This is a genomic window from Saccharothrix ecbatanensis (genome assembly GCF_014205015.1).
GTDB classification, from domain to species: Bacteria; Actinomycetota; Actinomycetes; order Mycobacteriales; family Pseudonocardiaceae; genus Actinosynnema; species Actinosynnema ecbatanense.
The window spans coordinates 116,263-130,326 of sequence record NZ_JACHMO010000001.1; the positions used below are offsets into that span (position 1 = coordinate 116,263).

The 14,064-nt window shown below is 70.0% G+C and carries 12 protein-coding genes; 6 read left to right on the forward strand and 6 right to left on the reverse strand.

Going from position 1 to position 14,064, the window contains the following annotated elements:
* Positions 1–76 precede the first annotated feature (76 nt).
* From F4560_RS00485 to F4560_RS00500, 4 genes are all read left to right on the forward strand, one after another.
* Entirely contained in the window at positions 77–685 is a 609-nt protein-coding gene (locus F4560_RS00485; protein ID WP_246477697.1) for a lytic polysaccharide monooxygenase auxiliary activity family 9 protein, read from the forward strand.
* Positions 686–932: 247 nt separating this feature from the next.
* A complete protein-coding gene (locus F4560_RS00490; RefSeq protein ID WP_184914653.1) occupies positions 933–2,411 on the forward strand; it encodes a cellulose binding domain-containing protein in 1,479 nt (492 codons plus the stop codon).
* Between the two features lie 31 nt (positions 2,412–2,442).
* Positions 2,443–3,444: a GNAT family N-acetyltransferase gene (locus F4560_RS00495; protein ID WP_184914655.1), complete on the forward strand. Its 1,002-nt coding sequence runs from the start codon at positions 2,443–2,445 to the stop codon at positions 3,442–3,444.
* The gene (locus F4560_RS00500; protein ID WP_184914657.1) at positions 3,441–4,274 is read left to right on the forward strand and encodes an alpha/beta fold hydrolase; all 834 of its coding nucleotides are present in this window, start codon (positions 3,441–3,443) and stop codon (positions 4,272–4,274) included. The genes F4560_RS00495 and F4560_RS00500 overlap by 4 nt, the downstream gene beginning before the upstream one ends.
* A 329-nt stretch (positions 4,275–4,603) precedes the next feature.
* Here F4560_RS00500 and F4560_RS00505 read toward each other — a convergent pair whose 3' ends face one another.
* Positions 4,604–5,242: a TetR/AcrR family transcriptional regulator C-terminal domain-containing protein gene (locus F4560_RS00505; protein ID WP_184914660.1), complete on the reverse strand. Its 639-nt coding sequence runs from the start codon at positions 5,240–5,242 to the stop codon at positions 4,604–4,606.
* Positions 5,243–5,541: 299 nt separating this feature from the next.
* On the opposite strand from F4560_RS00505, the gene F4560_RS00510 reads away from it, so the two are divergent.
* The gene (locus F4560_RS00510; protein ID WP_184914662.1) at positions 5,542–8,676 is read left to right on the forward strand and encodes a non-ribosomal peptide synthetase; all 3,135 of its coding nucleotides are present in this window, start codon (positions 5,542–5,544) and stop codon (positions 8,674–8,676) included.
* 43 nt (positions 8,677–8,719) lie between these two features.
* Entirely contained in the window at positions 8,720–10,207 is a 1,488-nt protein-coding gene (locus F4560_RS00515; protein WP_184914665.1) for a carboxylesterase/lipase family protein, read from the forward strand.
* Between the two features lie 13 nt (positions 10,208–10,220).
* On the opposite strand, the gene F4560_RS00520 is transcribed toward F4560_RS00515, so the two are convergent.
* From F4560_RS00520 to F4560_RS00540, 5 genes are read right to left on the reverse strand one after another with little or no spacing between them, the layout of a single operon-like run.
* Entirely contained in the window at positions 10,221–11,348 is a 1,128-nt protein-coding gene (locus F4560_RS00520) for an alpha/beta hydrolase family protein (protein ID WP_184914667.1), read from the reverse strand.
* A 23-nt stretch (positions 11,349–11,371) separates the two neighbouring features.
* Entirely contained in the window at positions 11,372–12,355 is a 984-nt protein-coding gene (locus tag F4560_RS00525; protein ID WP_184914669.1) for an ABC-2 membrane transporter-related protein, read from the reverse strand.
* Positions 12,352–13,233: an ABC transporter ATP-binding protein gene (locus F4560_RS00530; protein ID WP_184914671.1), complete on the reverse strand. Its 882-nt coding sequence runs from the start codon at positions 13,231–13,233 to the stop codon at positions 12,352–12,354. The genes F4560_RS00525 and F4560_RS00530 overlap by 4 nt, the downstream gene beginning before the upstream one ends.
* Complete coding sequence (locus tag F4560_RS00535) at positions 13,230–13,622, reverse strand: GntR family transcriptional regulator (RefSeq protein ID WP_376775409.1); 393 nt, start codon at positions 13,620–13,622, stop codon at positions 13,230–13,232. Before F4560_RS00535 ends, F4560_RS00530 begins: the two co-directional genes overlap by 4 nt.
* Before the next feature lie 30 nt (positions 13,623–13,652).
* The gene (locus F4560_RS00540) at positions 13,653–13,991 is read right to left on the reverse strand and encodes an MmyB family transcriptional regulator (protein WP_221483871.1); all 339 of its coding nucleotides are present in this window, start codon (positions 13,989–13,991) and stop codon (positions 13,653–13,655) included.
* Positions 13,992–14,064 lie beyond the last annotated feature (73 nt).

Below are 14,064 nucleotides of genomic sequence, written 5' to 3' on the forward strand. Positions count from 1 at the left end.
TCGATTGAATGGAGGACCATCCATGCGTATGCGCAGCACCTCCGGGTCTGTTGTCAGACGACGTGGAATCATCGTATTGATCGTCAGCTTGCTGGCATGCACGTTCGTCTGGACCCCGACGGCGTCGGCGCACGGCACCATCGTCGGTCCCGCCACCCGTGCCTACCAGTGCTGGCAGTCCTGGGGCAGTCAACACACGAACCCCGCGATGCAGCAGCAGGACCCCATGTGCTGGCAGGCCTTCCAGGCCAACGCCGACACCATGTGGAACTGGATGAGCGCGCTGCGGGACGGACTCCGGGGGAACTTCCAGGGATCGACCCCCGACGGGACGCTGTGCAGCAACAACCTGTCGCGCAACAACTCCCTGAACAACCCGGGCCGGTGGCGGACCACCAGCGTCGGCAGCAACTTCTCGGTGCGCCTGTACGACCAGGCGAGCCATGGTGCCGACTACTTCCGGGTCTACGTCAGCAAGAACGGGTTCGACCCGACCACCCAGCGCCTCGGTTGGGGCAACCTCGACCTGGTCACGCAGACCGGCAGGTACGCACCGGCTCAGAACATCTCGTTCAACGTCCAGACCAACGGCACCTACAGGGGACACCACGTCGTCTTCACGATCTGGCAGGCTTCGCACCTGGACCAGGCGTACATGTGGTGCAGTGACGTGAACTTCGGCTAGAAGTCCCGTCAACCAACCGGAATTCGGAAGTGCCCGGTCCGGCGTCGGCAGCACCGGCGCCGGACCGGGTCGGCCGCGTTGACCTCGCCAAACGAGATGCCAATCGTCTTGACGCCGGCGAAATCGAAGCGCTTAGCTCTTGATCAGCACGTCGTCCCGGGCAGTCCGCCCGGCGCCGAGGCGACGGGCCGCCGTGGGTCGGGCCGGCCGCAGCCCTGTGACCCCTCCTGCCCTCGGAAGGACACAGATGCACGTCACCCGTCGTAGAAGCCGGTTGGCTGCCGCCATCGGAATCATCACCACCGCGACCGCCGCCGTCACCCTCGCCACGATCCCGGCCCAAGCCGCGGCGGGCTGCAGGGTGACGTACCAGGTCGGCAGTCAGTGGCACGGCGGCTTCACCGCGAACGTGAACGTCACCAACCTCGGCGACCCGGTCCCGAGCTGGCGGTTGACGTGGTCGTTCACCGCGGGCCAGGCGGTCACCCAGCTCTGGAGCGGCAAGGCGGCCCAGTCCGGCGCCCGGGTCACGGTCGACAACGCGAGCTGGAACGGCTCCCTGGCGACCGGTGCGAGCACGGCGTTCGGCTTCAACGGCTCGTGGAACAACTCCTCGAACCCCGTGCCCTCGGACTTCGCGCTCAACGGCACCCCGTGCAACGGCAGCACCACCACTACGACGACAACCACCACCACGACCACCACCACGTCCACCCCGCCGTCGGACGTCCTGGCCCAAGCGCACACCGCAGGCCGGGTAAAGGTCGACGGCAGCTCCGCGCAGTACACCTGGCCCGGCGTCTACTTCGAGGGACGTTTCCGCGGCAATGGTGTCGGGATCGTGCTCAACGACCCCAACAACGACTACGACGTCCAGATCGACGGGACGACCGTCGCCACCCTGGTCACGCCCGGCCGCATCACCCACCAGGTCCAGGGCCTGACCGACGCCACGCACACCGTGCGGTTGGTCAAGCGGACCGAAAGTCCTTGGGCCGCGGGAGAGTTCGGCGGTTTCGTCGCCGCGCCCGGCGGTGAGATCCTCGCCAAACCCGCCGCCCGCCCCCGGCAGATCGAGTTCATCGGCGACTCCCTGACCGCCGGCTACGGCAACACCTCCACCACCCGCGACTGCTCGGCCAACGGCGGCGTCAACCGCAACACCAACACCGACCTGAGCTTCGGCGCCCTCACCGCCCGCGGCCTCAACGCCGACTACCAGGTCAACGCCCACTCCGGCCGCGGCGTGGTCCGCAACTACAACGGCGGCGAACCCGGCACCGACTTCCGCACGTTCTACGACCGCGCCCTCCAGCACGTTCCCGGCGACGTGTGGCGCAACCCCGGCACGTGGCGACCGCAGCTCGTCGTGGTCGGCCTGGGCACCAACGACTTCTCCACCGCGATCAACCCCGGCGAACCCTGGACGTCCGACAGCCTCGTCGCCGCCTACAAGAGCGCCTACCAGGGCTTCATCGACAAGCTCCGGACCCAGTACGGTCCCGGCGCGGTCATCGTGGTCAGCGCCTCGAACCTGTTCGCCCAGACCGCCGAGCAGGTCGTCCGGGACCGCAACGCGCGGGGCGACGACCGGGTCCGGTTCTGGAACAACGACGACCCGAGGCTGGACCGCCTCGGCTGCGACTGGCACTTCTCCCTCAACGACCACCGGCTCCTCTCCACCCTGCTCACCGACTACATCGCCACCCTCCCGATCACCTGGTGACCACACCCGCGGGTTTGGGGACACTGGCTCCATGGGGATCGAGCTGTTCGACATCGAGGACGCCGCAGAAGGGGATCTTCGGAGCGTTCACGGGGTGATGCTGGCCGCGCAGGCGGTCGACCGGCCGGACGAGGTGCCGGTGACGTTCGAGGCGCTCGTGGGGAGCATGCGGACGCCACCGGCCGGGTTCGGTCCGCGCAGGTACTGGGTCGCACGACGCGACGGCGGGATCGTGGCCGTCGCGTTCGTGAACCTCCCGGACGCGGAGAACAGCCATCTCGCGCTGGTGACGATCACGGTGCACCCGGACTTGCGCCGCAACGGAATCGGCACAGCGTTCCTGCGGGACTTGTTGCCCCGGCTGGAAGGCCGGACGGTCGTTGAGGGGTGGGAGATCACCAGCGGTGGCGCCGGTGAGCACTGGGCAACGTCGGTGGGGTTCCGGGTCGTCAACACGATGGTCTTGCAGCTGTTGCCGGTGGCCGAGGTCGACCGGACCACCTGGGACGTTCCGGTGCCCGCCGGTTACCGGGTCGAGGACTGGGCCGGTGCGGCGCCCGACGCGATGCTGGAGTCCTTCGCCCGTGCGCGCAACGCGTTGCGCGACGCTCCGTTCGGCGAGATCGACTTCCAAGCTCCACTGTGGACTGCCGACCGGGTGCGGGAGGCAGAGGCCGACTTGCGTGCCCGTGGTGTCGAGCAGCGGGTGGCGGTGGCGGTGCACGAGGAGTCCGGTGACGTCGTGGGCGTCACGGAGGTCGAGGTGCGGCCACACCGACCGCACTGGGCGTCGCAGCGCGAGACGTCGGTGCTGCACGCGCACCGCGGCCACGGGCTCGGCCGGTGCGTCAAGGCGCACATGGCGCGGCGGTTGACGGCCGATCGACCTGACATCGACCGCTTCTACACCACGACGAGCGCGGACAACACGCACATGATCCGGGTCAACGAGGCGATCGGGTACCGAACCGTCCGGACCCAGGTGTCGGTGAAGCAGGACGTCGTGGTCCTCACCCTCGGCGGCACCCAGTGACCGACCCGCTGACCGGAGGCAAGGGCGAGGTGGGAGCCGCCGCCGTCCCGCCGCGCACCACCACCCTGGTCGTGGACGACGGCACCGAGATCGCCGTCCACCAGTGGGATCCCGACCCCGGCACCGAGCCCGACCCGGTCCCGGTCGTGCTCCAGCACGGCTTCACCGTCAACACGATGGTCGAGTGGGCCGGACGCGGCATGGTCGCCGACCTCACCGCCGCCGGACGTAGTGTCGTGGGAGTCGACGCTCGCGGCCACGGCCTGTCGCGGAAGTCCCCCGACCCGGCCCGTTACGGCGAGAGGCGGATGACCCGTGACCTGCGCGCCGTCATCGCCACCCTCGACGCGCCCGCCGTGGACCTCGTCGGCTACTCGATGGGCGCCATCATCGCCCTCCTCACCGCGGCCGAGGAACCCGCAGTGCGCCGCTTGATCGTCGGAGGGGTCGGTGCCGGAGTGGTCGAAGTCGGGGGCGTCGACACCCGCGCCCTGCCCAACGACGTGCTCGCCGAGGCGTTCCTCGCCGACGACCCGGGCACCCTGCCGCCCGAGATCGCGGGCATGCGGGCGTTCGCGGAAGTGGTGGGGGCGGATCTGCCCTCTTTGGCCGCACAAGCGCGCTCCGTGCACCGGGACGGCGTGGACTTCGCCGCTATCACCGCCCGGACGCTCGTCATCGCGGGGAACGACGACCCGCTCGCCGAGCGCCCACACGTGCTCGCCGACGCCATCCCCGGGGCCCGACTGCTTGTGGTGGCGGGGGATCACGGCGCCGCGGTCGGCAGTCCCGACTTCCGGTCCGCGATCGTGCTGTTCCTGCTGAGTTGACGCGCTCCCGGCCCATTGCCCGGGTTGATCAACTCGGGTAACCGGGACATGTTCCTGTCATTCGCCATACAGAATGGTTATAGGTCTAGCGCCTGGATTGCCCGGAACAGGGCATCTCACGGACGGGCGGGCATTCCTCGTGGGTGACATCGGCGGACGGTGGAACGTCCGCCGCGACGCGCCATCAATGCCTGCCGCGGGACGGCGTGGGGTTCGAAGTCGTTCCGTGCCCCGGCCGCCCGCGCCGATGGCCGACAACTTCGCCGAGCGCACACTTCGCCTCACTCACCGTGAAGACCGCGCCCGGCGGTGTGTCATCTTGTGTTCGCTTAATTGTCGACTGCGGTTGCGAGCAGCTTCTCCAGTCCGTCGAGGATCAGTTCCAGGCCGAACTCGAAGTCGGCGTCCTGGTATTCCGCGTCGATGATCCGCTGGGCGAGGGCGTGGACGTGCGGGTACTTCGCGGGGTCGATCTGCGGCATGTTGCGCTCGACCCACGCGTCCATTTTGTCCGGGTCGAACGGCAGGTCCAGCCTCCGGACGAGGAAGCCGAAGACGTGGCTGTCAATCAAGGAGAGGGCGTGGCCGGCGAGTCGGTACGAGAACCCGGCTACGTGCAGACAACCGAGAGTGGCGTCGTAATGCGCCAGTTGCAACGGTCCCACGAGCTGCCTCGAAGCGATCATGCCGACCGCCCAATGGTGCTGCCGGAGCACCTGGTGCGCGGAGACGGCGCGGCGGTGCATTGCGTTACGCCACGGTTCGCCTACGGAGGGTGTGTTTATCTCTCCGATAACCAGATCCGATACTCCGTCGAAAAGGTCTTCCTTGCTCGTCACGTGGTTGTACAGTGACATCGCCTCGACACCGAGTTCACCAGCGAGCTTACGCATCGACAGGGCATGCAGCCCCGATTCGTCGGCGAGCTGAATCGCGGTCGTCAGCACCCGGTCCCGGGTCAACCGCATGCGTTTCAAAATTTCTCGCACCTCCCTGTTGACAGCCTTACTGCGTAAGTGTAACTTACCGCCAAGACTTACGATGTAAGCTTCGGGGTGTGCCGTGAAGGGTGTGACCCACCCGTACGGCCGTGGCGGGAAATCAGCAGATCAGAGCTAGTCAGGGCGACGGGCGCACACAGGGGTTTCCCGAACCGTCCTCGACTCCCGGCGATACGCCATGGGCGGCGCGGGCGTGCGGGGTCGGGACAGCCGTGCGGTGACCAGCGTGGTTCGTTCATGATCAGAAAGCACAGTGGGGGGTCCCGATGACAATTGTGACCGAGAGCAAGAACCTTCTCCAGGGCAGCGCCTTGGGACGTCTCGACATCGAGACGGTGCACGGGTTGTTCCGGTGGTGCGCGCAGCGGTGGCCGTCCGCGGTCGCGATCGTGGCCGGTGACCGACAGGTGACTTACCGCGAACTGCAACTGCTCGCGGACGATTACGCCGTCGAATTAGCGAACAAGGGCGTCAGACGGGGCGACCTGGTGCCGGTGCTCATGCCGCGCACGCCCGAGTTCATCGCGGCGTTGCTCGCGGTGCTGGAGTGCGGCGCCGCCTACGCCGCCCTCGACGTCCGGTGGCCGCAGGAGCGGCTCACCTCGCTGATCACCGCGTTGGACGCGAAGGTGCTCGTGACCGCCGCCGAGGGCGCGTGGCCGGTGCCGGTCGCGGCGCCGCCCAGCACCGAGAGCGCCACCGGTCGCCGGCCGCACCGGATCGAGCTGCGCGGCGACGAGCCGTGCGCCGTGTTCTTCACGTCGGGCTCGACGGGCACGCCGAAGGCGACCGTCACCCCGCACAGCGGCATGGTCCGCCTCTTCGCCGACTGCGACTTCGCCGATTTCGGCCCCGGCAACGTCGTGCCGCAGCTCGCGCCGGTGTCCTGGGACGGGTTCTGCCTCGACGGCTGGGGCGTCCTGCTCAACGGCGGCACGTCGGTGTTCCTCGACGACCCGGTGCTGGTGCCCAGCACGCTCCGCCGGTTGGTGTCCGAGCACGGGGTCAACGGCGTGTTCCTGACGACCACCCTGCTCAACATGATCATCGACGAGGACGTCGACGCGTTCGCCGGCGTCCGCTGGCTGCTCACCGGCGGGGAACGCGCGTCGGCCGCCCACATGGGTCGACTGGTCCGACGCTTCCCGGCCATCGAGCTGAACAACATGTACGGACCGGTGGAGTCGACCTCCGTGGTGACCGCACGCCGGGTCACCGTCGAGGACTGCGTCGACCCCGGTGGCGTTCCGCTGGGCCGCGTGCTCAACGGGACGCAGATCTTCGTGCTGGACGGCGACCGCCCCTGCGGTCCGGGCGAGACCGGTGAACTGTGCATCGCCGGCTCCGGGCTCGCGTTCGGGTACATCGGCGACCCGGAACTGACGGCGGAGAAGTTCCCCGACATCACCGTGGACGGCCAGACCCACCGGGTCTACCGGACCGGCGACCTCGGGCACTACTCGACTGACGACGTCCTGTACTTCGACGGCCGCCTCGACCGCCAGGTCAAGATCCGGGGCCACCGGATCGAGCCCGCCGAGATCGAGTTCGCCGCCGCCCGCATCGCCGGTGTCACGGCGGCCGTGGTGGTGCCGATCGCGGACCCGGAGGGCCGAGGCCGCAGCCTGTGCCTGTGCTACTCCGGCAGCGGTGACGACGTGCCGGACGAGCGGGCCGTGCGCGCCGAACTGGCCGAGCGGCTGCCCGCCTACCTCGTGCCCGACCGGATCCGCCTGTTGGCGGAGATGCCGTTGTTCTCCAACGGCAAGGTGAACCAGCGTGCCCTCGAACAGATCGCGACCGAAGAGGACCACGCGGACGACCACCTGCCGGACGCGCAACCCCTGCTGGACCCCGTGGAGGCGCGTCTGGCGGCCGTCTTCGGCCAGATCCTCCAGCGTGGCTTCGTCCCGCCGGACTCCTCCTTCTTCGAGCTGGGCGCCAACTCCCTCGACGCGGCCCGGTTGTGCGCGAAGGTCGAGGCGGAGTTCGGGGTCGCGGTGCCGGTCTCGCAGGTGTTCGCCACCTCGACCGTGCGTGAACTCGCGGCGTCGCTGAAGCCGCGGCTGGACGACGTCGTGCCGGCCGATGTCCCCGACGCGACCACGGAAGCCGGCGTCCGTTCGGTCGAGTTGCCCGTGCACTACGCGTTGGCCCTGTGGGAAGGGATGTCCGAGGCGTCGGATCTCGCCTACCTCTGCACGATGGCCTGGTGGATCGACGGCGCACCGGATGTCGACGCGCTCTCCCGGGCGATCCTCGACGTCCACCACCGGCACGAGGCCCTGCACTCGCGGTACGTGATGGACCCCGGTCCGATCGCGATGCCGTCCGACGACGTGCCCGGCCCGGACCTGACGCTGCTGCCGGATGCGCCGACGGAGGACGCCGCGCTGGCCGCGCTGCACGCCGAGCTGTACCGGCCGCTGTCCATCGCGGAGGGCAAGATCTGGCGTTGCGCCCTGGTCCGGAGTGCCGACAGCGGACGTCTGGCGTTCGGTCTCACCGCGCACCACGTGGCGTTCGACGGCGCGTCCCAGGAGCCCATGGCCGCTGACCTGGGCACCGCCTACCAGGCGAGGCTGCGCGGAGAGGCTCCCGTGTTCGCCGAGCCGGCCGAGACGCTGGCCGAGATCGCCGACACCTACCGCCGGCGGCGCGCGGCGGCCGACCTGGACGCCCAGATCGACTACTGGAACAAGGAACTCGACGGCCTGCCGCAGATCACCCTGCCGGGGCGGTTGTCCGCGGAGACCATCGACGGTCCCAGGGTGACGGTCGCACGGCACGTGTCGGCGCAGGAGATGGAGCCCTGGGACGAGGCTGCCCGCGAACTCGGGTCGACCCGACTGGTGGCGCTGTCCGTGGCCTACGGCTCGGTGCTGCGCCGGCTGTCCGGTCAGGACGACTTCGGCATCCTCGTGCCGTTCTCCAGCTGGATCGGGGACCCCGGCCGGTCCATCTCGACCCGGATGGACATGTTGTGCCTGCGCATGCGTCCGGCGTCGGCCGGGAGCGACATGTGGGACAACGTCGGCAAGGCGGTCGGCGCCGCGCTCGTCGCCCAGGACGTCTCGTTCGTCGAGGCGGCCATGCCGGTGATCACCGCGATCGGCGACGACGCCATGGGCAGGCTGCCGGTGCTCCTCGTGGAGAACCTGGCCGACCCGGAGCTGACGCTGCCGTCCTGCCGCACCGAGTTCGCCCATTTGGGCGCACCCACGACGATGAGCGAGCTGGAGACCGAAGTCTGGTACGCCCCCGATGGTGGCGTGCGGCTCAACGTGGCGGTGTGGACCGACTACCTCCCCGTAGAATTCGCCACCGAGTTCGCCGAGGAGTTCCAGCGCGTCCTGTGCGCCGGGCCGGCCGCGTTGGCCGCACCGGCCGACGCACCGTGAGGACCGCCCTGGTCCCCGGTGCTCGGGACGAAGGGGGATCAGGGTGATCACGACCGATGTCGAGATCGCGGACGGAGTCGTCCGCGGCTCCCAGGGCTCGCGCGCGCTGCGGTGGCGGTCGATTCCGTACGCGGCCGCGCCGGTCGGGGAGCTGCGGTTCCGCGCGCCTCAGCCGGTGCGGCCGTGGGTGGGTGTGCGTGACGCCACCAAGTTCGGGTATCCGGCCGTCCAGCGCCGGAACCCGATGGTGGGCTTGCGCCGGACGGACGAGGACTGCCTGACCCTGAACGTGACCACGCCGCCGGATCCCTCGACGCGGCCGCGACCGGTGATGGTCTTCATCCACGGTGGCAGTTACGTCTCGGACACGGCGTCCCGGTACCCGGGCGACTCGCTGGCGGCGCGTGGCGACGTGATCGTCGTGACGCTCAACTACCGGCTGGGCGCGTTCGGGTACGTCGACTTCACCGAGTTCTCCACCGCGGACCGGCCGATCGAGTCGAACCTCGGTCTGCGGGACCAGGTGGCGGCGTTGCAGTGGGTGCAGCGCAACATCGCCGCGTTCGGCGGGGACCCGGACAACGTCACGATCTTCGGCGAGTCGTCGGGCGCGGACGCGGTGCTGACGCTGATGACGACCCCGTCCGCGGCCGGGCTGTTCCACCGCGCGATCGCGCAGAGCTCGGCCGCGGACTGGGCGGCAGTGGACGTGGAGGAGGCCCGGCGGTTCGCCCGCCGGGTCCTCGGCAAGCTCGACGTCGCACCGGACGCGGCGGCGAAGGCGTTGGCCACGACGGGTGCGCAGGACCTCTGCGAAGCCGCCCACCGGGCGTTGCTGGACGTGCTGGGCGCCTATCCCGGCACCTTCCCGGTGGCGGTGGTCGTCGACGGCGACTTCCTGCCGGAGGACCCGTTGGACGCGTTCGCCGCGGGTCGGTCGCACCCGGTGCCGCTGATCGCCGGCACCAACCGCGATGAGTGCACCCTGTTCCAGTTCGACCCGACGGTGCCGACGAGCGAGCCGATGCTGCGGGCCGCGCTGGAGCGGTGCGGCGCCGACTACGAGCGGGTGGTGGCCGCCTACCCCGGTTACCCGAAGCGGTCGGCCGCGGTCGAGGTGAGCACGGATTTCGTGCTGTGGCGGCCGATGCAGGCGGTGCTCGAAGGGCACAGCGGCCGGGCGCCGACGTTCAGCTACCGACTCGACTTCGCTCCACGCGTGTTGCACCTGCTCGGGTTGCGGGCACTGCACGGGCTGGAGCTGCTCGCGGTGTTCGGTGGCGTCGACAGCGTGCCCGGACGGCTGTTGACGCTGGCGGGCGGACGGCAGGGGTTCCGGGCCGTGCAGGACGAGTTCCAGGACAACTGGCTCACGTTCGCCCGCACCGGCCGGACCCTCCCGTCGTGGCCGGAGTACACGGTGGAGCAACGCAACACCCGCATCATCGACCACCCGTCACGGGTCGAAGTGGACCCGCAGCGGGAACGCCGGCTCGTCTGGGAAGGCATCCGCATCCCGGCGTCGGAGTAGGGACCGTTCGAGCTCAGCTCGACGGTTCCACGATGGCGACCTCGGGGTAGCTCGCCGACGGCCCGTCCAACAACGGCTGCGGCTCGCCGCGCAGGTGCAGGTCGAAGAACGCCCGGACGTAGGTGCGGGTGATCGCCGCGCCGCGTGCCCAGCCGACGTCCGCGCCGAAGTCGAGGCCGAGTTGCGCGCCCAGCACCCCGATGTCGGTGAACGACGGGTGTTCCATGCCCGCGACCACCAGCCAGCGCTTCCACCCGGTCAGCAGCGGCCAGTTGTCCTCCCAGGTGTCGGCCGCACCACCGGGCGTGCCGGGGGAGTAGGTGTTCTGCCGCCCCAGGAGCATGAACGGGCGCGACAGCCCGGGGTCGGGGATCGGCGTGGAGATGCTGCCGTCGACGTTGATCCCGGCCAGGATGCGGGAGTCGGCGCGCAGGGCGGCGAGGCTGCTCGCACCACCCACGGAGTGGCCACCCATTGCGATCCGCGACGCGTCGACCAGGTTCGCCCCACGTCGGTGGCGCAGCGGCCCGGTCAGCTGGTCCAGCACGAACGACACGTCCGCCGCCCGGCCACGCACCAGCTTCTCCCAGAACGCCAGGTCGTAGGAGCCGCAGGCCTCGCAGCTGGTGACCCGCCCGTCGGGGAAGGTCGTGGCGACGTTCTCGTAGGTGTGGTCGATCACCACGACGACGTAACCGTGGCTCGCCAGGTCTTCGGCGAGCGTGCTCAGCGTGGCGCGTGGCCTCTTGAAGCCCGGCGACAGCACGACCAACGGCAGGCTGTGCCTCTTGCCCGCGGTCGGACGTGCGTCGACCACGGCGTTGGTCCGGGCCGTGCTCAACACGTCGGGCGGCACGGTCGTGATGCCGCCTTCCTCCAGCACCGCGGCGGACTCCGCCGGCGTCATGTACTGCTTCTTGAGCCCACGCGCCGAGGCCGCCGGGTAGAACACGGAGACCATCAGCTCCCTGTCCCGCGAGGGCACCCACGGGTCGGGCCGCGCGGTGTCCGTCAGGTGGAACGACGTCGTGCCGACCGGGTGGCGGCCGGTCGGGGCGGGTAGGTGCAGCGAAGTGTCGGCCGCGGCGGGTGATGCGGACACGGCGAGCGTCAGTGCGGTCAGGAACACGAGACGGCGCATGGATCTCTCTCTTCCGTGGGGAGTCAGGACAGGTGGCGTAGGCCGCGGAAGCAGAACCACGTCAGCAGTGCCGACAGCGCGAGGAACATCCCCAGCTCAAGCCACTGGAACGGCCAGAAGCGGCTCGCCGGCTGGTAGACCAGGTGCTGCCGGTAGCCGTGGTCGGACAGCCGGGCGAAGCACGTGTGGATCCGCTCGAAGTCCAGCACGGCCGGGGTTTCCGCCGATGACGGTGGGAGGCAGTCGCCCACGACGTCGGGCAGCGGTCGGACCACGGCGCCGTTCGCGTCCACGGTCTGGTTGGCCAGCACCCACGCGCCCGCGGGTTCGAGGACGAAAAGCGACTGGGCCACGACACCGTCGTCCGCCTGGATTCCGGCGATGTTCCGCGCCGTGATCGTGACCGCTTCCTCGACCGGCGGAAGGATGTGGGGGCGCACCGCGAGAGGAACGGCTAGTTGCACGGCGGCGTACACCACGAGGGTGACGGCCATGGCGGTCACGGTGCGGCGCAACAGGATCGCGACGGCGATCCCGAGGACGAACGCGAACGCGGCGTACCCGATGGGCGCGATACCGCGTGCGGCGAACACCATCGGCGTGAGGCGGGGCGTGATGTTGTCTTCGACCTTCGCGCCGGCCGCGCTGTCGACGGGGTCGGCCCACCAGGTGACGGCCAAGCTCAGCAGTCCCGCCGCGACCATGGCCGCCGGCACGCCGACGCCCAGCTTGACCGTGAGCCAGCGGGTGCGGGTGATGCTCTGGTTCCACACCAGGTTGTGCGTGCCGGTCTCCAGCTCCCGGGCGATCATCGGCACCGCCCAGAACACCCCGAGGAGGGCGGGCAACAGGTGCACCCCGACCTGGGCGCCCGTGTACAGGGACTCCTGGTGGGTGGAGTACGTGCCGTCGGGACGCGTGACCGCGAGGATCACGCCGGCGACCGCGAGGAACGCGTACACCGACAGCACCGGGACGCGCAGCTGCCGCCACGCCAACCAGGTCATCGCACTACCCCCAGCGCCGGACGTGCCGGGCCGGTGTTGCCCATGTAGGCCAGGATCAGGTCCTCGAGGTCCACCTCGCCGACGTCCCACGTGGGGTCGAGGACGGGTGCTCCGGTGCGGACGAGCGCGGTGGTCTGGCGGTCGGTCTGGCGCACCGAGACGACCTCCTGGTCGCCGGGCAGGGTGTCGACGCTACGCCGCGGCCCGGTCAGCCGGCGGTGCGTGGCGAGCAGGTCCTCGACCTCGCCGGCGATCCGGACCTGCGAGTTCACCAGCACGATCAGGTGATCGCAGACGCGTTCCAGGTCGGCGACCAGGTGCGAGGACATCACCACGCTCAGGCCGTGCTCGGCGACGGCTTCCATGAGGTCCTGGAGGAACTCCCGCCGGGCCAACGGGTCGAGCGAGGCGACCGGTTCGTCGAGCAGCAGCAGCTCGGGGCGTTTCGCGATGCCGAGGGTGAGCGCGAGCTGGGCGCGCCGGCCGCCGGACAGCCTGCCCGCGCGCAGTTCCGGGTCCAGCCCGATCCGGCCGATCCGGTCGCGGGCCAGCTTGTCGTCCCAGCCGGGGTTGAGGCGAGCGCCGAGGCGAAGGTGCTCTTCGACGGTCAAGCCCGCGTACACCGGGGCGTTCTGCGCGACGAAGCCCACCTTGGCCAGCTGCGCCGGACCGCTGCCCGGCATGCCGCCGCACACCTCGATGGCGCCGCTCGACGGTTCGATCATGCCGGCGGCGAGGCCGAGCAACGTGGACTTGCCCGCGCCGTTCGGGCCGACCAGGCCGGTGACGTGGCCGGCGGGGATGTCGAGCGTGCAGCCGGTCAACGCCCAGTGGCGCGCGTACTTCTTGCCCAGTCCTCTGGCACGCAGCACGGTCACGCTATGTCCTCTTTGGACGCGGCGCGAAACGTGGTGGTGAACAACGCCTCGATGCCCTCCTCGTCCAGCCCGGCGCGGCGGGCCTTGGCGAGCCAGCGCCTCAGGTCCTGCCGCAGTGGCGCGAGGGCGGTCAGCGGTGCGCCGGACAGCGTGCCCGTCACGAACGTGCCCACTCCCGGGCGGGCGGCGACCAGGCCGTCGTGTTCGAGCTCCCGGTAGGCCTTGAGCACCGTGTTCGGGTTGATGGCCAGGTCCGCCACCACGTCCTTCACCTTCGGCAGCTGGTCGCCCTCGAGCAGCAGGCCCAGCCGCAACGCGTGCCGCACCTGCCGGACCAGCTGTTGGTACGGCGAGAGGCCCGACTTGCCGTCCAGGTGGAACCGGATCACGACTACCCCCATTTATCTAGCTACCTAGCACTATAGCATCCTGATCAGGCGGACGTATGTCGCAGGTAGCCGGAGGTCAGCCGCCGGAGGACCGGAAGTGACGAGTCCGGTGACCGTGGGGTCGCCGGACCGCCGCCCGGCGACGGCGCGCAGGTCGGCCACCAGCTGCCGGCTTTGGTGCTCCTGCTCCTCGGGCGGGTGGGCGGCACGGGCGGCGGGGTCGGTGAACCAGCGGTGCACGATGTAGCGCCGGTCGCCGGAGAGGCCGGTGTGGTCGCCCGTCAGCAGCACGGCCGCCTCGTTCTGCGCGAGGACTTCGCCCAGGTCGGACAGCACCACGGCCGGGGTGTCGCCGAGCCGTCCCGCCAGGCTCCGCCCGCGGCGACCGCTACCCGTCCACGTTCATGGCCGACCTCGGCGTGGGCAACTGAGTCCGGCTCTC

Coding starts and splice junctions, on each gene's coding strand:
- F4560_RS00510 (WP_184914662.1), top strand. CDS start 5,542: ATGACAATTGTGACCGAGAGCAAGAACCTTCTCCAGGGCAGCGCCTTG.
- F4560_RS00520 (WP_184914667.1), bottom strand. CDS start 11,348: ATGCGCCGTCTCGTGTTCCTGACCGCACTGACGCTCGCCGTGTCCGCA.
- F4560_RS00505 (WP_184914660.1), bottom strand. CDS start 5,242: ATGCGGTTGACCCGGGACCGGGTGCTGACGACCGCGATTCAGCTCGCC.
- F4560_RS00490 (WP_184914653.1), top strand. CDS start 933: ATGCACGTCACCCGTCGTAGAAGCCGGTTGGCTGCCGCCATCGGAATC.
- F4560_RS00525 (WP_184914669.1), bottom strand. CDS start 12,355: ATGACCTGGTTGGCGTGGCGGCAGCTGCGCGTCCCGGTGCTGTCGGTG.
- F4560_RS00495 (WP_184914655.1), top strand. CDS start 2,443: ATGGGGATCGAGCTGTTCGACATCGAGGACGCCGCAGAAGGGGATCTT.